Source organism: Wenzhouxiangella psychrophila, assembly GCF_042310375.1.
Lineage (GTDB): Bacteria > Pseudomonadota > Gammaproteobacteria > Xanthomonadales > Wenzhouxiangellaceae > Wenzhouxiangella.
Window position 1 is genome coordinate 139,794 of record NZ_JBHJMQ010000002.1, and the last position, 21,107, is coordinate 160,900.

Consider the following 21,107-nt stretch of genomic DNA (forward strand, 5'->3'; position numbering starts at 1 on the left):
ATAGACTGGTATTAGCGAACAAGCCAACAAGCGAACAAGCGAACAAGCCAACATGAAGTTCTCCATCCTCGCCAGCGCTCACCCCGGCTCCCAGGACGCCGCGCGGGCGCTGCGCGAGCGTTATGGCGAGGTCGAGCTCGACGACGCCGAGGTGCTGGTGGTGCTCGGCGGGGACGGGTTCATGCTGCATACCCTGCATGAGCACGTCGATCGCAACCTGCCGGTGTTCGGCATGCGCCTGGGCGAGGTCGGTTTCCTGATGAACCGCTTTGCCGAAGACGACTTGCCCGAGCGCATCGCCGCCGCCCGCGAGGTGGTGCTCAATCCGCTGCAGATGCTGGCCACCGACGAGGACGGCGCCGAGCATCGGGCGGTGGCCATCAACGAGGTCGCACTGCTGCGACAGACCAACCAGGCGGCGCATATCCGCATCCTGGTCAACGGCCGTGAACGCGTCGAGCAACTGGTCGCCGACGGCGTTCTTCTGGCCACGGCTGCCGGTTCCACCGCCTACAACCTCTCGGCGCACGGCCCCATCCTTCCGCTGGGCACCGAGGCGGTGGTGCTCACACCCATCTCGCCCTTCCGCCCGCGCCGCTGGCAGGGCGCCATCCTGCCGGCCTCCGCCGAGGTTCGTTTCGAAATCGTGCACCCCGAAAGACGCCCGGTCAGCGCCACCGCCGACTACGACGAGTTCCGCAACGTGGTCAGCGTCGACGTCAAACAGCAGCGCCATGTGACTCATCGGCTGCTGTTCGACCCCGAGCATTCGTTGGAAGAGCGGATTTTGTCTGAACAGTTCTTCCAGTGAAACGTTGGCTGGTTTGCTTGTTAGCTGGTTTGCTGGTTCGGCAAACGACAGCATTGCGGGGCGGCAAGGCCGCGAGAGCGTAAAGCCAGCCGACGAGCATCCGCCACTCATCCCGCGGCGAAGCCGCCCCGCAGACCTATCCGCGCCGAACCAGCCAACCAGCTAACCAGCTAACGAGCCAACCAGCGAACGCTGCCGTTATAATCGCTCCATGCCCGAAACCAAGACAAAGACTTCGGAAGTCCAGCCTGGCCCCCTGATCATCGGCATCTCCTCGCGCGCCCTGTTTGACCTGGATGAATCGCACCGGGTGTTCGAGAAGGAAGGTCTCGAGCGCTACATGGAGTACCAGCGTGAGCGTGAGGACGAGATCATCGGCAAGGGCGTGGCTTTTCACCTGGCCGAGAAGCTGCTGCGGCTCAACGACGACGGCATGGATCATCCCGGTGTCGAGATCGTGCTGATGTCGCGCAACAGCGCCGATACCGGGCTTCGCATCTTCAATTCCATCGAGCACTACGGCCTCAACATCGAGCGCGCGGTGTTCACCAACGGCGCCAGCCCGGCCGATTACATCGAGCCTTCGGGCGCGCAGCTGTTTCTCTCGGCCAACGAGGACGATGTCCGGCGCGTGCTGATGGCCGGCTACGCGGCCGCGACCATCCTGCCGACGGCCATTCGAGAAAACCGCTCCGAGCAGCTCAAGCTGGCCTTCGACGGCGATGCGGTGATCTTCTCCGACGAGGCCGAGCGCATCTACAAGGAACAGGGCCTGGAGGCGTTTTCCACCAGCGAGCGCACGCAGGCGGCCAGCCCGCTCTCGGCCGGCCCGTTCAAGCCGGTGCTCGAAGGCATCCAGCGCATCCAGGCGGCCTATCCGATGGAAGACAATCCGATCCGAACGGCGCTGATCACGGCACGCTCGGCGCCGGCGCACAAGCGCGTCATTCTCACGCTTCGCGCCTGGGGCATCCGCATCGACGAGGCGATGTTCCTCGGCGGACGCGAAAAGACGCCGTACCTGCGCTCCTTCGGCGCCGATATCTTCTTCGACGACCAGACCCTCCACACCGGCCCTGCCAGCCGTGAAATCGCCACTGGCCACGTCCCCCACGGCGTCGCCAACGAGACAAAAAGCTGAAAATCTTGAAACGCAAAGACGCGAAGACGCAAAGAATTCAAAAACTCCTTATTAACTTTGCGTCTTGGCGTCTTTGCGTTTAGAAAGGTTTTAATTCAACACATCTACTACCTGAGAGTTTAATAATGCTGTATAGGTTGCTACTGACGCTGTTCCTGCTCGTTCTGACAATGCCGCTTGCAGCCCAGGAGGACTGGGAGGGCGATGACGCCGATGGCGCCGACGAGAATCCGTATGCCGACTGGTCGGTGACCGAGCCGCCGGGGGACTGGGAGACGATCTCCATCGATACCGACGAGGTGACCTGGTCGGATGTCGACGTCCATCCCGACGGCGAGACGCTGGTTTTCCACATGCTCGGCGATATCTACACCGCGCCCATCGGCGGCGGTGAGGCGACGGCGCTGACCGGCGACCTGGCCTGGAATTTCCAGCCCCGCTACAGCCCTGATGGCTCGAAGATCGCCTTCGTCTCCGACCGCGACGGTGCCGAAAACGTCTGGATCATGGATGCCGACGGCGCCAACCTGACGCAGGTCACCGACGAAAGCGATCACCTGCTGCACAATCCGGCCTGGTCGCCGGATGGCGACTACATCGCCGCGCGCAAGGGCTATGTCTCAAGCCGTTCGATTCCGGCCGGCTCGATCTGGATGTACCACCGCGGCGGCGGTAGCGGTGTGACCCTGGTCGACCGCCTGCACGGCGAACAGTCGCAGAAGAACATCGCCGAGCCGCACTTCTCGCCCGACGGCCGCTACGTCTACTTCAGCCAGGACATGACGTCGGGCTCGGTCTGGGAATACAACAAGGACGCCAACAAGGGCATCTTCGCCATCCGCCGTCTCGATCGCGAAACCGGCGAGACCGAAACCGTCGTCTCCGGCCCCGGCGGCGCCATCCGACCGGTGCTCTCGCCCGACGGCAAGAAGCTTGCCTTCGTGCGCCGCAATCCCACCGAACTGGCTTCCCGGTTGATGGTCAAGGATCTCGAGTCGGGCATCGAGCGCACGCTGTTTGCCGAGCTCGAGCGCGACAAGCAGGAAACCTCGGGCGACATGGGCAACTTCCCCGGCTTTTCCTGGACGCCGGACGGCGAGTCGCTCGTGGTCTGGACCGGCGGCAAGTTCCATCGCATCGGCACCGACGGTTCGCATGAGCCGATCGAGGTTCGCGTTACCGCAGAGAAGAAGATCCATCCGGCGCTGAAACGCCAGGTCGAGGTCTCGCCCGATACCTTCCCGGTGCGCATGGCGCGCTGGACGCAGCGCAGCCCGGACGGGCGTTATGCCATTTCCCAGGCCATGGGGTACTTGTGGCTGCACGACCTAGAAAGCGACAGCCGGCGCCGCCTGACCGACCAGGACGAGCACTGGGAGTTCTACCCGCGGTTCTCACCCGACGGCCGTTCGGTGGTCTACACCACCTGGCACGATGAAGAGCTGGGCTCGGTTCGCGTTTCCCCGGTCGGTCGCGGCCGCGGCCGCACGATCACCGATGAGCCCGGCCACTATATCGAGCCTTCCTTTTCGGCCGACGGCGAGCGGGTGGTGTTCACACGCACCACCGGTGGCTACCTGACTTCGCCGGCCTGGTCCGAGCGGACCGGTCTGTACGTGGCCGGGGTCGACGGCGACGGCATGCAGCGGGTTCATGACGGCGGCAGCAATCCACAGTTCTCCGCTGACGGCGAGCGCATCCTGTTCTCGGAAAATGGCGGCGACGGCCTGGCGCTCAACAGCGTCAACCTGGAAGGCAACGACCTGCGCGAGCACCTGCAGGGCGAATGGGTGACGGAGTACCGAGTCTCGCCCGACGGGCGCTGGGTTGCCTTCACCGAGCACTACAACGCCTACGTCGCGCCGTTCTTCCCGGCCGGCGGCAAGCTCACGCTGGGCGGCAATGCCAAGGCCTTCCCCGTTCGCCAGGTTTCAGCACGGGCCGGCGATCACCTGCATTTCGACGACGACAGCTCGGCCATCGGCTGGTCGCACGGGGCGACGCTCTACCGGCGCGAGTTGACCGACGCCTTCGCTTTCCTGGAAGGCGCGCCCGAGGAGCTGCCCGAGCCCGAAACCGAGGGGATGGACCTGGGCTTCGAGGTCGAATCCGATCGCCATGACGGGCGAATCGCCCTGGTCGGCGGCCGCGTCGTGACCATGCGTAATGCGCAGGAAGAACAGGAAATCATCCTCGACGGCGTGGTGCTGGTCGACGGCCATCGCATCGAGGCGGTCGGCCCGCGCGAGGACATCGAGATTCCGTCGGGCTACGAAACCGTCGATGTGTCCGGCAAGACCATCGTGCCGGGCCTGTTCGACGCCCATGCCCACGGCCCGATGAGTTCGCGCCAGATCACGCCGCAGCAGAACTGGGCCCAGATGGCCAACCTGGCCTTCGGCGTGACCAGCATCCACGACCCGTCCAACGACAACGCCGCCATCTTCTCGATGGCCGAGCTGCAGCGTGCCGGCGAGGTGCTGGCGCCGCGCATCTGGTCCACCGGACGAATTCTCTACGGCGCGATTTCCCCTGGAGCGACGGCGAAGGTGGACGGCTACGAGGATGCCGAATTCCATGTCCGCCGCCAGAAGGAGCTGGGTGCGATTTCGGTCAAGAGCTACAACTACCTGCGGCGCGACCAGCGCCAGCAGGTGCTCGAGGCCGGGCGCAATCTCGACGTGATGGTGGTGCCCGAAGGCGGCATGCGCCTGGAGCAGAACCTCAATCACATCATCGACGGCCATACCGGGCTGGAACACAGCCTGTCGGTCAAGACCGCCTACGACGATATCCGACAGTTGTGGCGTCAGACCGAGGTGGTCTATTCACCGACCTTCGTCGTGGCCTACGGCGGCCTGATGGGCGAGGAGTATTTCTACGATCGCTTCGACGTGTGGAAAAACGAGCGACTGCTGAATTTCGTGCCGAAGTTCATCGTCTACCCGCGCTCGATCCGCCGCCAGAAAGCGCCCGACGAGCACTACAACCACATCTTCGTGGCCGAGCAGGCCAAGGCCATGAATGAGCTGGGTGTGCCGGTGGTCATCGGCGCCCACGGCCAGCTCGCCGGCCTGGGCGCGCACTGGGAAATGTGGTCGATGGTGCAGGGCGGGTTTTCACCCTGGGAAGCGCTCCGCGGCGCGACCATCGACGGGGCCGAGTACTTCGGGATGGGTGAGGACGTCGGCTCGATCGAGGCCGGCAAGCTGGCCGACCTGATCGTCATCGACGGCGATGTGCTCTCCGATATCCACCAGAGCCAGAACGTGGCCTACACGATGCTCAACGGCCGGCTCTACGATGCCGCGACCATGAACCAGGTCGCGCCCGAGCAGGTCGAGCGGGATGAGTTGTTCTTCGAGCGGGAGGGCGGTGACGCCTGGGTGCCGGAGACGATGGAGTACATCGAGAGTCTGGGGGAGAAGCACGGCTGGCACCATCATTGATGGGCAGAGACCCCGCCGGGGAGTCCCGGCGGGGTCGAATCGGTTTGGGCTAGTTACCCGAGCGTTCTTCGCGCTTTTTCTGTGCGCGTTCGATGATTTCCTCGCCGGTCATGCCGTCGAGCGTCTGGTACAGGTTCGGAAGGCCCTTCCAGGCTGCCGTGTCGTAGGTGCCCAGGAAGCGCAGGGCTGAGTCGAGTCGACGGTACTGATCTTTCGAAGTATCCATGGCGATCAGTTCCAGGCTTTCCTGGAACGCCTCCGGGGTGGAGCCGTCGACGACCATCGTCAGGCCGTAGCCTTCTTCTTCGGTCTCGCCTTGCACGCGGGGAATACGCTTTTCGGGGTCCTCTTCGCGGCGCGAGGGCGACTCCGGTTCTTCCTGCCTTTCGCTTCGGCGAACGATTTCCCGCTCGTTATCCGCCGTTTCTTCCTGGGCAGCCTGCGTGGTTTCCTCGGTCGGCGGCTGTTCGTCGGAGCCGCAGCCGATTGCCAGAAAGGCGACGCTCAGAATGCAGATGGTTTTCTTCACTGTGTTCTCCATGAGTTGGTGAATCGGGAAAGTGTTCAGATTGCTTAGATGGCTTCGGAGCGCTGCAGTTCCGACTCATCGACGGCCTCGGCCTGCAGGTCGTATTCGTCGGCGCGGGTGATGCGCACCATCAGGGCGTCACCGGGCCGCGGATCGGCCGCGCCGGAGACGATCACCTGGCCGTCGATTTCCGGGGCGTCGCCGTAACTCCGTGCGATGGCGGTGCTGCCCTCGACCGAGTCCACCAGGACCGGCTCGATGCCACCCACACGCCGCTGCAGGCGGCGGGCGCTGATGGCGGACTGATGTTGCATGAACCGGTGCCAGCGTTCTTCGGCGACTTCGTCGGGAACTGGATCGGGTAGTTCGTTGGCGGCCGCGCCTTCAACCGGTGAGTACTTGAAGCAACCGACCCGGTCGAGCTGCGCCTCGTCGAGCCAGTCGAGCAACTGCTGGAAGTCTTCTTCGGTCTCGCCCGGAAAGCCGACGATGAAGGTCGAGCGGATGACCAGCTCGGGGCACTGCTCGCGCCATTTGTGGATGCGCTCGAGCGTATTCTCGGCCGCGGCCGGACGACGCATTGCCTTGAGGACCGAGCGGCTGGCATGCTGAAACGGAATATCCAGGTAGGGCAGGATGCGCCCGGCGTTCATCAGTTCGATGATGTTGTCGACGTGCGGGTAGGGGTAGACGTAATGCAGCCTCACCCAGATACCCAGCTCGCCCAGGGCATCGCACAGGTCGTACAGGCGGGTCTGGTATTCGCGGCCGCGCCAGTAGTCGGTCTGGTATTTGAGATCGACGCCGTAGGCGCTCGTGTCCTGACTGATCACCAGCAGTTCCTGCACGCCGCGCTCGGCCAGTTGTTCGGCCTCGCGCATGACCATGCCGAGCGGCCGGCTGACCAGGCGGCCGCGCATCGACGGGATAATGCAGAATCTGCACTTGTGGTTGCAACCCTCTGAAATCTTTAGGTATGCATAATGCTGCGGCGTCAATTTAAGCCCGCCTGGCGGCACCAGATCGAAGCGCGGGTCGTGCGGCCGGGGCAGGTTCTGATTGACCGATCGCACGACCGCCTCGGCCTGGTGCGGGCCGGTCACGCCGAGCACCTTCGGATGGATGCGCGTGATGTCTTCGGGCTTTGCGCCCATGCAGCCGGTGACGAGCACCTTGCCGTTGGCATTGAGCGCCTCGCCGATGCTCTCGAGCGATTCGACCTTGGCCGAGTCGATGAAGCCGCAGGTGTTGACCACGACCAGGTCGGCGTCCTCGTGCGACGGCGCGATATCGTAGCCCTCGCTCTTCAGGCGCGAGACGATATCCTCGGAGTCGACCAGGGCCTTGGGGCAGCCCAGCGAGACCAGGCCGACCGACGGCCGCTTGTTGGAATGGGGTTGGGTCATGGGGGCGTATTCTACTCTGCTTGCGTGTGGTGTCGGCACCGGGAGGCGCCGTGAAAAATACCCCTCCCCAGGCTGACGCTGCTATTGGCGCGTCTGGCTATGGGGCTTTCTGGTGCCGTTGGCATTTCGGGAGTGCCGCGGGGATCGCTTTGGCTCAGGACGCCCGGTGCAAGCGGCTAGTGCGGTTGGACTGGAGCCTTCCGCCGAGCCTGGTCCGGGGCATTTTGCACGACACCACCCGGTGCTGAAAGGGTTGGAGTGTTCACGATTCAGGCCACGCCACCATTGCTGTCGTCCCGGCCGAAGAGCCGGGACCTCGCACCTCCGGACGCTGCACGGCCCTGGCTCATTGCCGTCCGAAACCTGCGAGGTCCCGGATCGGTGTCCGGGACGACCAATCGAGTAAGTGCTTAAAACGTAACACGTTCAACGAGTTCCCTCAGCTTCTTGATTCCGTCTATGAGCCTCGGTCCCGGCCTTCCCAACCACGCCTCGCTGATGGGAAAGATTCGCTCGTTCGCGATCGCAGGGATGTCCGACCAGCCCTCGCGACGGCGCACGACATGTGGCCGGTACTTGGCCTCGTCGACGCCGCACCAGCTCATCACCACGGCTTCGGGCGATGCGGCGCGGGCCATGTCGGTATCGACTTCCAGGCTTTCGGCGTCGCGGTCGTGCCAGGGATTGATGCCGCCGGCGAGCGCCAGCATCTCGTTCACCCAGGAGTGCTTGCCGGGGACGATCACGGGCTTGGGCCACCACTCGACCAGGATCGGAATCGGGTCGTGCGCCGGTGGATCGGAAGCCAGTGCAGCCTCGAATTGGGCTGCCAGTTCTTCGGCCCGGTGTCGGGCATCGATGGCCTCGCCGATACGCCGGATGTCGGCGACTACATCCGCCAGGCTGTGGGGGCGAGTCACCAATAACGGCAGCCCGGCTTTCTCCATTCGCTCGAGGCAATGCTCGTGGCCCGGCACCGTCAGGGAAGTGATCACCAGGTCCGGCTCGAGGGCGAGAATCTTTTCGACATCCACACCGAGGTCCGGCCCGATCCGCGGCAGGCGCTCGACCACCTCGGGCGGGTAATCGGAATGGTCGTCGACGCCGACGAGCCAGTCGGCCCGGCCCAGGGCGCAGACGATCTCGGTATTCGAACAAGTATGGCTGACTATCTTCATGTGGATAGTGTGAAGTGTTCAGTGTTAAGTGTGAAGCATGAGGAGTAAGAGCTACGATTCTGTCGTCCCGGCCGCAGCGAAGCGGAGAGCCGGGACCTCGCACGCAGCAAATCGGCACGGGCTAGGCCATTGCCATCCGGACAAGTGCGAGGTCCCGGCTCAAGGCCGGGACGACAGGATGAGGCCTCACGTTCTTCACACTTCACACTTAACACTTCACACCCTGAAGCTATCCGCAGCCCGATGCCCGCGGGCTTCGTCGATTGGCCAGGCGCAGGCGATCGCCGCGGCAAACAAGACCAGGCAGAAGACGATGGCGGTAGCCAGGCCGAGCCAGGCCTGGAGGAGGCCCAGGCCCAGGATGCCGAAGATGGCGGCGAGTTTGCCGGCGGTGCCCCAGAAGCCGAAAAATTCCGCGGCCTTGCCGCGTGGTGTGAGCATGCCGACCAGGGCACGCCCGGCCGACTGGGACGAGCCCAGGCTCAGTCCGGCCAGCAGGCCGGCGAACAGGAACACGTGTTGGGCCTGCCAGTTCAGGTCAAACCAGTCCCGGGCCAGGGCGGCCACCGTCGGCGTCTGCCAGATGGCGGCAATGGCCGCCAGCCAGAGGAAGAGCGTCAACAGGTAGGTGAAGCGAGCGCCCAGGCGATGCTGCAGAATGCCGAATGTGACTGCACCGAGTGCGGCGGTGACCTGGACGGTGACGAACATGGCGATGCGGATCGACTCGTCCCAGCCGATGACCTGGGCGCCGTAGATGAACGCGAAGCTGATGACAATGTATATGCCGGCCATCTTGAAGAAGATCGACAGCAGCAGCCAGCGCAAGTCGGGGAAATGCGTCGCCTGGGTGAAGGTGCTGGCCAGTCGCCGGAAGCCGGCTTTGACGGCGGAATCACCGGGTGCGAGTTGTCGTCGCCGGCCGCGGTCGCGCACCCAAAGGAAGGTCGGAATGGCCGTCACCAGGAAGAAAACGGCTGCGAAGGGCCCGACCCAGCGGACGCTGTCGTAGTTGGCCAGGCTGACCTCACCGAGAAAGAGCAGGGCGAAGGCCGTCGACACGAGCCCGCCGATGTAGCCGAGCGACCAGCCGAGTCCCGAGATCCACCCGATGTCCTTTCGCGGCCCCAACCCGGGCAGGAAGCTGGCGATGAAGCCTTCGCCGATGGCGTAGGCGAAGTTGGAGATGATCACCAGGATCATGGCCGTGGTAATCCAGCCCGGCTCGACGAACCAGAGCAGGGCGGTTGCGACCACGGTCAGGGCGTAGCTTGCGAACAGGAAGGCCTTGCGCCGCCGGCCGTGGTCCATGATCGCGCCGCAGATCGGGTTGGCAATGACCACCAGGGCGTAGGAGACGGCCAGCGCGATACTCCACAACAGGTTGCCCAGGCGGTAGTCGGGCCCGTCGCCGACGATCACGCGCGTGAACAGGTCGCCGAAGACCACCGTGATGATCAGCAGCGTATAGGCCTGGTTGGCGAAGTCGAACATGGCCCAGCCGAAGATCTCTCTGGCTGGCGCGCGTTTTCGGGAAACCATCGGTCGATTCCTTGAGGAGCTTGCCAAGCTTAACGGATTGAAATCTTAATCAGGGGCGTAATAACTGGAGCCACGGAAGACACGGAAAGCACGGAATGATTGAAAACCAAATGATGAGCAGGGATGTTCAGCAAATCGCTTTCGAGTAACCGTAGACTCGTTCCAGGCCACGTTTACTGGTTTTGCCGTGTATTCCGTGTCCTCCGTGGTTCTTGGTTTATGATTCCCTATATGTACGATTTCGATAAGCTCCTCCGCCAGCGCATTGCCGAACTCGAAGGCCGAGCCGAGTCCAGCAAGGAAGCGACAGCCACGGTGGAACTGGACCAGACGCGGCAGGGCCGACTCAGCCGGATGGACGCGCTGCAAGGGCAGGCCATGGCCCAGGCGGCAGAGCGGCGTCGGGGGCATGAGCTCCAACGACTGAAGGCGGCCCTGGCTCGTCTCGATCGCGGCGAGTTTGGCGAGTGCCTGGAGTGCGGCGAGCCGATCGCCGAGGCGCGATTGCGCGCCGATCCCGGGGCGACACTTTGCCTGGACTGCGCGAGCGAGGCCGAGGGCCTCTGAAAGGCAAACATTTGCGCCCGCCTATCACCCGATTTCGGAGACAACACTAACCATGAATTCCAAACGAGAACGAACCGCCCTGATCACGGGCGCCGCCTCGGGCCTCGGCGCGGCCATGGCGCGGCGCTTTTACGCGGCGGGGTGGCAAGTCGTGATTGCCGACCGCGACGACGAGGGGGCGCAGGTCCTGTGCGCGGAACTGGGCGAGCGTGCCTCGGCCATTGCCATGGACGTCACTCGCTGGGAAGACTGGGAGCGCGCACGGCAGGAAGTGGGTGCGCCCGATGTGCTCATCAACAACGCCGGGGTTGCGGTCGGCGGCTCGCTGGAGGAAACGCCGCTGGAAGACTGGCAGTGGGTGATGGATATCGACCTGATGGGCGTGGTGGCCGGTTGCAAGGCCTTTGCCCCGGTCATGCGCGAGCGCGGAAGCGGTCACATCATCAACGTCGCCTCGTTTGCGGGTCTGGCCGGTGCCCCGCAGATCAACGCATACGGCACGGCCAAGGCCGGGGTAATCGCGATGTCCGAGATGTTGCGCACCGAGCTGGCGCCGGCCGGCGTGCAAGTTTCCGCGCTCTGTCCGGCCTTCGTGCGTACCCGCCTGACCGAGACCATGCGCGCGCCGGACAGCGGGTACCACAAGCGCGTGGAGCGCTGGATGGACAAGTCGGGCGTTACCGTGGAGGACGTTGCAGAAACGGTTTTCCGCGCCGTGGAGAAGCCGCGTTTCCTGCTGCTGACCCATGGAAATACGCGCTGGTTGTGGCGACTGAAGCGGTGGTTTCCCAACCTGTACTACAGAATGATCATGCGCAGCGTTCGCAAGGCCATGCAGCGCAAGCGCTGATTGCGCTTTGGCTACAGCCCGCTGTCGTCCTCGCCCCAGGTGCGGGCCATGATCAGGTAGACGAACGAAGCCGACCAGGTGATCAGCATGAAGCCCACCAGCGCCTCGGTGCCGGCGAGGAAGCGGACCGGTCCGGTGGCGAACAGGTCGCCCCAGCCGACCGTGGTGTAGGTGGTTGCCGAGAAGTAGACGCAGTCGAGAAAGTTCAGCGAGGCGTAGCCTTCGATGGCGCCGAGTTCCGAAAAGGACAGCAGGCCCCAGTAGGCCAGGCCGAACAGCCAGATTTCGGCGATGTGGGCCAGCAGCAAGGCGAACATCACCAGCAGCAGCGTCGGGCGGTGGTGATGGTGCCTGCCGCCCCGGCTGCTGAGACGTTTACCGGCTCCCCAGCGGTTGAGCGCCGCGATAACTTCGAAGTGCAGCGTGATCGCCAGCATGACCGCCAGCGCGGTCGTCAGCACAACGGTCCATTCCGCGCTGCCGATTTCACTCATGCCATCTATGCGCTCATGCCGCCTAGTCGATAACGCCCAGACGTTTGCCGACCCGTGTGAAGGCTTCGACGGCCTGCTCGAGATGCTCGCGGGTGTGCGCCGCCGAGATCTGCGTGCGAATGCGCGCCTGGCCCTTGGGGACGACCGGGTAGAAGAAGCCGATGACGTAGATGCCTTCTTTCAGGAGCTCATCGGCCATCTTCTGCGCGAGCGGGGCGTCGTGCAGCATGACCGGCACGATCGGGTGCTCGCCCGGCAGCAGTTCGAAGCCGGCGTCGGTCATGGCCTGGCGGAAAAAGCGCGTGTTCTCGGCGACGCGGTCGCGCAGCTCGCTCGACTCGGTCAGCATCTCGAAGACGCGCAGGCTGGCGGCCACCAGGTGGGGCGCCAGGGAGTTCGAGAACAGGTAGGGCCGCGAGCGCTGGCGCAGCATGTCGATGACCGGCTGGCTGGCCACGGTGAAGCCGCCCATGCCGCCGCCCAGGGCCTTGCCGAGGGTCGAGGTGAAGATATCGACCTTGTCCATCACGCCGTGATGCTCGGCTGAACCGCGGCCGGTGGGGCCGAAGAAGCCGGTGGCGTGGCAGTCGTCGACCATCACCAGGGCGTTGTATTTCTCGGCCAGGGCGGTGATCTCGTCGAGCTTGGCGACATAGCCGTCCATGGAGAACACGCCGTCGGTGGCGATCAGGCGCGTGCGCTTGTCCTGCGTCTGTTTCAGGATGTCCTCGAGCGCGTCCATGTCCGAATTGGGATAGCGGTGACGCTCGGCCTTGCACAGGCGCACGCCGTCGATGATCGAGGCGTGGTTGAGCTGGTCGGAGATGATCGCGTCCTCCGGCCCCAGCAGTGGCTCGAACAGGCCGCCATTGGCGTCGAAGCAGGCGGCATAGAGGATGGCGTCGTCCTTGCCGAAGTATTCGGCCAGGGTCTTTTCCAGCTGCTTGTGCAGGTCCTGCGTGCCGCAGATGAAGCGTACCGAGGCAACGCCGAAGCCGTGATCATCCAGCGCTTCCTTGGCCGCGGCGATGACCTCGGGATTATCGGCCAGGCCGAGGTAGTTGTTGGCGCAGAAGTTGAGTACCTTGCCGCCCTCGAGCGTCTCGATCTCGACACGCTGCGGCGTGGTGATCTGCCGCTCGCGCTTGTACAGCCCGTCGGCCTCGATCTGCGCAAGTTCGTCCTGCAGTCTCTGAAGAGTCGCTTTATCGCTCATTGCCTGATTCCTTAAAACCTAATATGTCCACAGATGAACACAGATAAACACAGATAAATTCCAAAAAGAAAATAGAAAATAGAAGAAAAGAAAAAAAGAAGGTTCATTGGCTGTTTTGGCCTGCAAGCGCCAGACAATGCCCTATCTCTCGCCAGACGCTCGAGCCATTTTTGTTTTTCATCTGTGTTTATCTGTGTTCATCTGTGGACAATATTTCTTTTGACGAATCTCCGAAGTTACTCGATTTTGCCGGTCCAGTCGCAGACGACCTTGCCGCACTGGCCGGAGGCCATCAGTTCGAAGCCCTTTTCGAAGTCGTCGATCGGGATCTGGTGGGTGAGCACCTTGTGCAGCGGGAAGCCGGTGAGCACCATCTGCGTCATCTTGTACCAGGTCTCGTACATGCGCCGGCCGTAGATGCCGTGTACTTCCAGGCCCTTGAAGATGACCTGGTCCCAGTTGACGCCGGCATCCTTGGGCAGCAGGCCGAGCAGGGCAACCTTGCCGCCGTTGTACATCAGGCTGAGCAGGTCGCGGAAGGCGTGCGGGTTGCCCGACATTTCCATGGCGACGTCGAAGCCGTCGATGTTGAGTTCTTCGCGGATGTCGAGCAGGTTCTCGTTCTTGACGTTGACCGTGCGCGTCGCGCCCATGTCGCGGGCGAGCTGCAGGCGATAGTCGTTGACGTCGCTGACGACGATGTGGCGCGCGCCGACGTGTTTGGCGATGCCCGCGGCGATGATGCCGATCGGGCCGGCACCGGTGATCAGCACGTCTTCGCCCACCAGGTCGAACTGCAGCGCGCAGTGCGCGGCATTGCCGAAGGGGTCGAAGAAGGCGGCCAGTTCGGACGGAATCTCGTCGGGGATCGGCCACAGGTTGGTGACGGGCACAACCACGTACTCGGCGAATCCGCCGTCGCGGTTGACGCCGATGCCCTCGGTGTTGGGGCAGAGGTGCGGCTTGCCGGCGCGACAGTTCCGGCACACGCCGCAGACGACGTGGCCTTCGGCCGAGACGCGCTGGCCTTCCTCGTAGCCCGACACGCTCGCTCCGAGTTCCTTGATTCGCCCGACGAATTCATGGCCCAGGACCAGCGGCGGGCGGATGGTGCGTTGCGACCATTCGTCCCACTGGTAGATGTGCAGGTCGGTGCCGCAGATGGAGGTCTTCTCCAGTTCGATCAGGACCTCGTTCGGCCCCGGCGTCGGAACGGGAACCTCGCGCAGTTCCAGGCCGGGAGCGGCATCGGGCTTGACCAGGGCGCGCATGGTGCTCGTCATGGGCTAACTCCGCTTGAAATAAAGTCGCCCATTATAAGGGGAACCTCTGATCAGAGGTTCCTCATCGCCGAGGGTGCCCGTGAGTTCATTTACGAGCGTTTGCCAGTGAATCGACCAGCGCGGGCAGCCAGGTCGCCGACGGACCCGCGAGGTGCCAGTCGGCCAGCGCGGTCAGTTCGTTCGGCTCGGGGTTGATGTCGACAAGCTTCGCGCCGGCACGGGCGGCGGTCACCGGCAGGCTCGCAGCCGGCTGCACGGCGCCGCTCGTCCCGGCGGTGATCATGACATCGCAGCTTTCGGCGGCCGAGAAAGCCGCGTCGAGGATTTCGCTGTCGAGCGCCTCGCCGAACCAGACCACGTCGGGGCGGGCGAAGCCTTCCGGGTGATGCGGCGAGGGCGGTGGCTTGCAGTCATGGTGTTGCTCGATCCAGTCGGCGTCGATCGGCCGTTTGCTGCGCGAGCAGATGTTGCGCTGGATGTTGCCGTGCAACTCCAGCACGTCGGTGGAGCCGGCCAGGGCATGGAAACCATCGACGTTCTGCGTGACCGTCACCAGCTTCGGGACATGGCGCTGGAGCTGGGCCAGCGCCTCGTGGCCGGGGTTGGGGCGCGAGCGGGCGATGAGTTCGCGGCGCCACTGGTACCAGTCCCAGACGGTGGTCGGATCGCGCTCGAAGGCCTCGGGCGAAGCCAGCTCCATGGGGTCGTATCGGGCCCACAACCCGGTATGGGCCTCGCGGAATGTCGGTATGCCGGACTCGGCGGAAACGCCGGCGCCGGTGAGCACGGCAACGGATCGGGCCCGCGAAAGGCAGTCCAGGAGCTCGCGGGGGATGCTCTTTGCGTCGGTGCAGGTCGTGCGTGCCATGGTCGCTCCGTTGCTCCCGTGAGAATTGTTGTACGGGGGTTTATTTGTGGCCGATGCCGTGCTTGCGCAGGATGCCGCGAAGCTGGTCGTAACTCAGTCCCAGCCTTTCTGCGGCCTTGCCCCGGTGCCCGGCGACCGCGCTCAGGGCCGCTTCGGTCAGGCGCTTCTCCTGGGCGTCGAGCCAGGAGCGAAGATCGATCGGCTCCCGGGCCGGATCGGGCAGTGATCCAGGTTCGTCGGCCGATCGGCTGGGTCGCCAGGGCGAGTTGAACGGATCGAACTCGATCGTTTCGACCGGTTGTTCGGGATCGCCCAGCCGGTAGACTGCGCGCTCGACCACGTTCTTGAGTTCTCGCACGTTGCCCGGCCAGGGGTGGACGAGCATGGCTTCCAGCACGGGCCTGCTGAAACCGGCGAACAGTTCGCGTCCCAGCTCCCGGCTCATGCGCATGGCGAAGTGTTCGGCCAGCGGCAGGATATCCTCGCGGCGTTCCCGCAGCGGGGGCAGGGTGATGACGTCGAAGGCCAGGCGGTCGAGCAGGTCGGCGCGGAACCGGCCCTGTTCGGCCAGCTCCGGCAGGTCGACGTTGCTGGCGCCGACGAGACGGACATCCACTTCCAGCGGCCGCGTCGAGCCCAGACGCTCGAACTGGCCATACTCGATCACGCGCAGGATCTTTTCCTGCACCGCCAGCGAGGTGCTGGCCAGTTCGTCGAGAAACAGGGTGCCGCCGTCGGCCCGCTCGAATCGACCGGCCCGCTGGCGCGAGGCATCGGTGAAGGCACCGGCCTCGTGACCGAACAGTTCCGATTCGAGCAGCGATTCGCTGATGGCCGCGCAGTTGAGCTTGACCAGCGGTCCGTCCCAGCGGGGGGAGAGAAAATGCAGACGCTCGGCGATCACTTCCTTGCCGGTGCCGCGCTCGCCCACGATCAGCACCGGCCGGTTCAGACCCGCCGCACGCGAGACGTCCTCGAGCACGCCGAGGAAGGCGGGGGATTCACCAATAACGGGCTGATCAGTTGGGTTCATGACATCCGCCGGGTGGGTTGGGTGCCTTGAGCGTATCTTACCGGCAGCGGTCGGGTGGCAGGGGTTCCGGGTTCCGGCGGCAATCTTCGCGGACTGGTGGGCGGCTTCGCCGCGATCCTGCTGCGCCACCCGAGAGGCGTACATTTTTCAGGCTTGGCACGGCTGCCCGCGGCAATGCCGCCCCGCACTGCCTCCGGCTGCCGCCCCGAACCCCGAACCCTTAGTCTTTGAAGATAAATCCCGGCTCTGTAAAGGCCACAAGCCCTTACAATTCCCCAATGGCCAAGGCGAAGACGAATTACACTTGTCGCGAATGCGGCGCGAGTTTTCCCAAGTGGTCCGGGCAGTGCCCGGACTGCCAGGCGTGGAATTCCATGGAAGAGGGCGTGGTCGAGCCGGCCTCGGCCACGAAGGGGCCGAAGGGTCGCGGCAACTGGTCGGGCACGGCATCGGCGAGCGTCAGCAACCTGGCCGAGGTGCGTGCCGAGGCGGCTTCCGATCGCCTGCCTTCGGGGCTGAGCGAACTCGATCGCGTGCTTGGCGGTGGCCTGGTGCCCGGTTCGGTGGTGCTGCTCGGCGGCGACCCGGGCATCGGCAAGTCGACCCTGCTGCTGCAGGCGCAGGACGCGCTGGCGGCCACCCACGGCAGCCTGTACGTGACCGGCGAGGAGTCGGCCGCGCAGGTGGCGATGCGCGCACGCCGGCTCGGACTCGACCCCTCGCGCCTGGATTGCCTGACTGAAACCAGCCTGGAAATCATCCTCGCCACGGCGGCCGAGCGCCGGCCGGCCTTCATGGTGGTCGATTCCATCCAGACGCTGTGGACCGAAGCCCTGCAGTCCGCGCCCGGCGCGGTCGCCCAGGTGCGCGAGTGCGCCGCCCGCCTGGTGCAGTTCGCCAAGAAGACCGGCTGCGCGGTGGTTCTGGTCGGGCACGTCACCAAGGAAGGCGCACTGGCCGGCCCGCGCGTGCTCGAACACATGGTCGATGCCGTACTCTACTTCGAATCCGATTCCGGCAGCCGCTACCGGCTGGTCCGGGCGGTCAAGAACCGTTTCGGCGCCGCCAATGAACTGGGCGTGTTCGCCATGACCGACAAGGGGCTCAAGGCGGTTGCCAACCCCTCGGCCATCTTTCTTTCCGGCCAGGAAGAACCGGCTGCGGGCAGCTGCGTGCTGGTCACGCGCGAGGGCACACGGCCCCTGATGGTGGAAGTCCAGGCGCTGGTGGCGCCTTCCAACCTGTCCAACCCGCGGCGCGTGGCCGTCGGTGTCGATCCCAACCGCCTGGCCATGCTGCTGGCGGTGATGAACCGCCATGCCGGCATCGTCGTCGGCGACCAGGATGTGTTCGTCAACGTCGCCGGCGGCATGCGTATCTCCGAGACCGCCAGCGACCTGGCCATCGCCCTGGCCCTGAAGTCGTCCCTGCGGGAAAAACCCCTGCCCAAGGGTCTGGTGGCCTTCGGTGAGGTGGGCCTTGCCGGGGAGCTGAGGCCCGTCTACAACGGCGAAGAGCGCCTGCGCGAGGCGGCCGGGCAGGGCTTCGACCAGGCACTGGTGCCGGAAGCCAATCTCAAGGGTGTGAAGGCGCGCATCACCGCGAAGGGCTGCAGGACGCTTTCCCAGGCCCTGGATGCGATTTGAGGCTGTCTGAATTGCCGTACACTATTCAGACCGAATTCAGGCTTGCGGTGGCACTCTGTCACCCAAGCGATTCCAGCCAGGAGAAAACACCATGCAACGCTTTACATCCCTGACGGCCATTGCCAGTGTTTTCGTGCTGGCGGCCTGCGTGACGATCAACGTCTATTTCCCCGAAGCCGCCGCCGAAAAGGCTGCCGACCGTTTCATACGCGACGTGCTGGGCGAGGATGTGCCCGCGGCGCCGTCGACCGAGCCGCAGGCGGCACGCACCTCCTGGTTGCACGCGCTGTCGCCGGTCGGCACGGCGCATGCCCAGAGCCCGGATATCGACATCGATACCCCGCAGATCCAGGGCATCAAGGAGCGCATGGCCGAGCGCCAGCGCCAGCACCTGGCCGCGTGGTTCGACAGTGGCGCCATCGGTTTCACTCGTGACGGCCTGGTCGAGATCCGCGACCGCTCGGCCGTGAGCCTGTCCGAGCGGCGCAACCTCGAGCGCGTGGTCGGCGAAGAAAATTCCGACCGCAACGCCGTCTACCGCGAGATCGCCATCGCCAACGGCCATCCCGAATGGGAGGACGACATCCGCACGACCTTCGCCCGGCAGTGGGTCGCCAACGCGAGATCCGGCTGGTACTACCAGACGCCGGACGGGGAGTGGACGCAGAAGTAAGACAGTTCGCTTGTTGGCTGGTTAGCTGGTTCGCTGGTTAACCAGCCAACAAACCAACCAGCCAACCAGCAAACGAATTTTCATGGGAAGAAGACGTCGTCGCCTGCCGACCGAACCGATTACAGTTGAAATCAACGATCTCTCGCACGACGGACGCGGCGTGGGGCGGCATGAGGAAAAGGCCGTGTTCGTGCACGGGGCGTTGCCGGGGGAGAAGGTCTCGGCCAGGATCATCGGCCGCAATCGCCGTTTCGACGAGGCGCTTTGCGAGGAAGTGCTGGAAGCCTCGCCCGAGCGCGTCGAACCGGACTGCCCCTGGTTCGATCGCTGCGGCGGCTGCGCGCTCCAGCACCTCGATCATTCCGCGCAGGTCGAATGGAAGCACAAGCGCCTGGTCGACAATCTCGAGCGTATCGGTGAAGTCAGCCCGGATCAGTGGTGGTCGCCGATCTCGGCCGAGCCCTGGTACTACCGGCGCCGTAGCCGGCTGAGCGCGCGCCTGGTCAGGGGCAAGGGGCGCGTACTCGTGGGCTTTCGTGAACCGCAGGGGCGCTTCGTGGCCGATGTGGGTGACTGCCGCGTGCTGCACCCGGACTTCAGCGATCGGCTCCAGAGCCTCTCGGAGCTGCTTGGAGAAATGTCGGTTGACGATGCGGTGCCGCAGATCGAGACGGCCAGCGGCGACCGTGAGTCCGCCATTGTCATTCGCCACCTGCGCGAACTCACCGCCGACGATGTCATGAAACTCAAGCGCTGGTCGGACGACAACGGCATCGCCGTCTACCTGCAACCCAAGGGACCCGATACCGTCCACCGGCTCTGGCCTCAAGAGCACGAACTGAGCTATCGGCTCGAAGACTTCGATCTCGAACTGGCCTTTCATCCGCAGCACTTCATCCAGGTCAACGCCGACATCAACCGCGCGCTGGTCGCCCGGGCCGTCGAATTGCTCGATCCCGGTCCGGAAGACCGCGTGCTCGACCTGTTCTGCGGCCTGGGTAATTTCACGCTGCCACTGGCCACACGGGCCGGCCACGTCACGGGCGTCGAGGGCGCGGCCGAGTTGATCGAGGCGGCCGACGCCAACGCCCGCCGCAACGGCATCGAGAACATCGAACTGGAAGTCGCCGACCTGACCGAGGATGTCTCGGCCCGGCCCTGGTACCGGGCGGGTTTTGACGGTGTGCTGATCGATCCGCCGCGCAGCGGCGCCCTCGAGATTCTGCCGATGATCGCCGGCTCGGGTGCCAGGCGCGTGGTCTATGTTTCCTGCAATCCGGGCACGCTGGCCAGAGATGCCGGGGAGCTTGTCAATCAACACGGGTTCAGGCTTGCCGGCGCCGGCATTGCCGACATGTTTCCGCATACCGCGCACGTCGAATCCATCGCCCTGTTCGAACGCGCATGACTAGCGAGATGCCGCTCGGGCCGTTGATCGTGGGTATCGACGGCACCGCGCTCGACGAGGCCACGAAAGATACGCTGCGCCATCCGGCCGTCGGGGGCGTCATTCTTTTCTCGCGCAACTACGAATCGCCCGGACAGCTCCGCGCATTGACCGAACAGATTCGCGCCCTGCGTTCGCCCCGGCTGCTTCTGGCCGTGGACCAGGAGGGCGGGCGCGTGCAGCGCTTTCGCGAGGGTTTCACGCCGCTGCCGCCGCTGGGCCTGCTGGGGCGCTGGTATGCCTCGCATCCTGATCGCGCCCGCGACCTGGCCTATCGTCACGGCCGGGTGATGGCCGCCGAGGTGCTCGGTCACGGGGTGGATCTCAGTTTCGCGCCGGTGCTGGATCTCGATCGCGGCAGCAGCGTGATCGGCGATCGAGGCATGGCTTCGGAGCCGGCGGCCATTGGCGACCTGGGCGCTCATTACATCGCCGGCATGAAGGATGCCGGCATGCGCTGCTGCGGCAAGCACTTTCCCGGGCATGGCTCGGTCGAGGCCGACTCCCACCACGAAGTGGTCGTCGACCGTCGCGACCTCGATGCCCTGGAAGAAGATCTCGCGCCGTTCGCCGAATTGGCCGGGGCGCTCGACAGCGTTATGATGGCGCACGTTTGCTACCCGGCGCGTGACGCCGAGCCCGCTGGCTACTCGCGCGCCTGGATCATCGACATCTTGAGGGAGCGTCTGGATTTCCGCGGCGTGGTGATTTCCGACGACCTGGACATGGTCGGCGCCGGCCTGGCCAGCTCGCTGGCTGAACGCGTTTCCAGGTCCTTGAATGCCGGCTGTGACGCGGTGCTGGTGTGTCGCCCCGATTCGGCACGCGAGCTGCTCGTCGCTACCGATGAATGGACTGCGCCCGAGCCGGGCACGCTCGAGCGGCTCTATGGCCGCGCGATGGCCAGCCTGGATGAGCAATTGCTGGTGCCCGAATTCCGTTCGTGGCGTGAATCGCTACGGGCCCTGAGCTGA

General features: G+C 64.6%; 18 protein-coding genes. 9 read left to right on the plus strand and 9 right to left on the minus strand.

What is annotated here, in order from left to right; translation table 11 throughout:
• Positions 1-52 precede the first annotated feature (52 nt).
• From ACDC66_RS03290 to ACDC66_RS03300, 3 genes are all read left to right on the plus strand, one after another.
• Entirely contained in the window at positions 53-811 is a 759-nt protein-coding gene (locus ACDC66_RS03290) for an NAD kinase (protein WP_376695251.1), read from the plus strand.
• Between the two features lie 211 nt (positions 812-1,022).
• On the plus strand, positions 1,023-1,952 hold the full coding sequence (locus ACDC66_RS03295; protein WP_376695252.1) for a 5'-nucleotidase: 930 nt from the start codon (positions 1,023-1,025) through the stop codon (positions 1,950-1,952).
• Between the two features lie 125 nt (positions 1,953-2,077).
• Positions 2,078-5,401: an amidohydrolase family protein gene (locus ACDC66_RS03300; RefSeq protein ID WP_376695253.1), complete on the plus strand. Its 3,324-nt coding sequence runs from the start codon at positions 2,078-2,080 to the stop codon at positions 5,399-5,401.
• A 49-nt stretch (positions 5,402-5,450) separates the two neighbouring features.
• Here the strand turns inward: ACDC66_RS03300 and ACDC66_RS03305 are convergent, their stop codons facing one another.
• The 4 genes from ACDC66_RS03305 to ACDC66_RS03320 all read right to left on the minus strand — a co-directional run bounded on the left by ACDC66_RS03305 (position 5,451) and on the right by ACDC66_RS03320 (position 10,056).
• Positions 5,451-5,930 (minus strand): hypothetical protein, encoded by a 480-nt coding sequence (locus ACDC66_RS03305; RefSeq protein WP_376695254.1) that lies wholly within the window; start codon positions 5,928-5,930, stop codon positions 5,451-5,453.
• A gap of 44 nt (positions 5,931-5,974) precedes the next feature.
• Positions 5,975-7,336, minus strand: coding sequence for a 30S ribosomal protein S12 methylthiotransferase RimO (gene rimO, locus ACDC66_RS03310; RefSeq protein ID WP_376695255.1), 1,362 nt, complete (start codon positions 7,334-7,336; stop codon positions 5,975-5,977).
• 410 nt (positions 7,337-7,746) lie between these two features.
• Positions 7,747-8,514, minus strand: coding sequence for a cobalamin-binding protein (locus ACDC66_RS03315; RefSeq protein ID WP_376695256.1), 768 nt, complete (start codon positions 8,512-8,514; stop codon positions 7,747-7,749).
• Between the two features lie 216 nt (positions 8,515-8,730).
• Positions 8,731-10,056 carry an MFS transporter gene (locus ACDC66_RS03320; protein ID WP_376695257.1) on the minus strand — a complete coding sequence of 442 codons (1,326 nt, stop codon included), beginning with the start codon at positions 10,054-10,056 and terminating at the stop codon, positions 8,731-8,733.
• A 231-nt stretch (positions 10,057-10,287) separates the two neighbouring features.
• Between ACDC66_RS03320 and ACDC66_RS03325 the strand changes: the two genes are divergently transcribed.
• Positions 10,288-10,623, plus strand: coding sequence for a TraR/DksA family transcriptional regulator (locus tag ACDC66_RS03325; RefSeq protein ID WP_376695258.1), 336 nt, complete (start codon positions 10,288-10,290; stop codon positions 10,621-10,623).
• A 52-nt stretch (positions 10,624-10,675) separates the two neighbouring features.
• Positions 10,676-11,473, plus strand: coding sequence for an SDR family NAD(P)-dependent oxidoreductase (locus tag ACDC66_RS03330; protein WP_376695259.1), 798 nt, complete (start codon positions 10,676-10,678; stop codon positions 11,471-11,473).
• Positions 11,474-11,484: 11 nt separating this feature from the next.
• Here ACDC66_RS03330 and ACDC66_RS03335 read toward each other — a convergent pair whose 3' ends face one another.
• From ACDC66_RS03335 to pspF, 5 genes are all read right to left on the minus strand, one after another.
• The gene (locus ACDC66_RS03335; protein WP_376695260.1) at positions 11,485-11,967 is read right to left on the minus strand and encodes an ion channel; all 483 of its coding nucleotides are present in this window, start codon (positions 11,965-11,967) and stop codon (positions 11,485-11,487) included.
• Positions 11,968-11,989: 22 nt separating this feature from the next.
• Complete coding sequence (kbl, locus tag ACDC66_RS03340) at positions 11,990-13,183, minus strand: glycine C-acetyltransferase (protein ID WP_376695261.1); 1,194 nt, start codon at positions 13,181-13,183, stop codon at positions 11,990-11,992.
• Positions 13,184-13,419: 236 nt separating this feature from the next.
• Positions 13,420-14,466 (minus strand): L-threonine 3-dehydrogenase, encoded by a 1,047-nt coding sequence (gene tdh, locus ACDC66_RS03345; protein ID WP_459117380.1) that lies wholly within the window; start codon positions 14,464-14,466, stop codon positions 13,420-13,422.
• Positions 14,467-14,551: 85 nt separating this feature from the next.
• Positions 14,552-15,334 carry an SIR2 family NAD-dependent protein deacylase gene (locus tag ACDC66_RS03350; RefSeq protein ID WP_376695262.1) on the minus strand — a complete coding sequence of 261 codons (783 nt, stop codon included), beginning with the start codon at positions 15,332-15,334 and terminating at the stop codon, positions 14,552-14,554.
• 40 nt (positions 15,335-15,374) lie between these two features.
• A complete protein-coding gene (gene pspF, locus ACDC66_RS03355) occupies positions 15,375-16,367 on the minus strand; it encodes a phage shock protein operon transcriptional activator (RefSeq protein WP_376695263.1) in 993 nt (330 codons plus the stop codon).
• Positions 16,368-16,645: 278 nt separating this feature from the next.
• On the opposite strand from pspF, the gene radA reads away from it, so the two are divergent.
• From radA to nagZ, 4 genes are all read left to right on the plus strand, one after another.
• Entirely contained in the window at positions 16,646-18,013 is a 1,368-nt protein-coding gene (gene radA / locus ACDC66_RS03360; protein ID WP_376695264.1) for a DNA repair protein RadA, read from the plus strand.
• 91 nt (positions 18,014-18,104) lie between these two features.
• Positions 18,105-18,686 (plus strand): YdbL family probable chaperone protein, encoded by a 582-nt coding sequence (locus ACDC66_RS03365; RefSeq protein ID WP_376695265.1) that lies wholly within the window; start codon positions 18,105-18,107, stop codon positions 18,684-18,686.
• An 82-nt stretch (positions 18,687-18,768) separates the two neighbouring features.
• Positions 18,769-20,094 (plus strand): 23S rRNA (uracil(1939)-C(5))-methyltransferase RlmD, encoded by a 1,326-nt coding sequence (gene rlmD / locus ACDC66_RS03370; protein WP_376695266.1) that lies wholly within the window; start codon positions 18,769-18,771, stop codon positions 20,092-20,094.
• Entirely contained in the window at positions 20,091-21,107 is a 1,017-nt protein-coding gene (gene nagZ / locus ACDC66_RS03375; protein ID WP_376695267.1) for a beta-N-acetylhexosaminidase, read from the plus strand. The genes rlmD and nagZ overlap by 4 nt, the downstream gene beginning before the upstream one ends.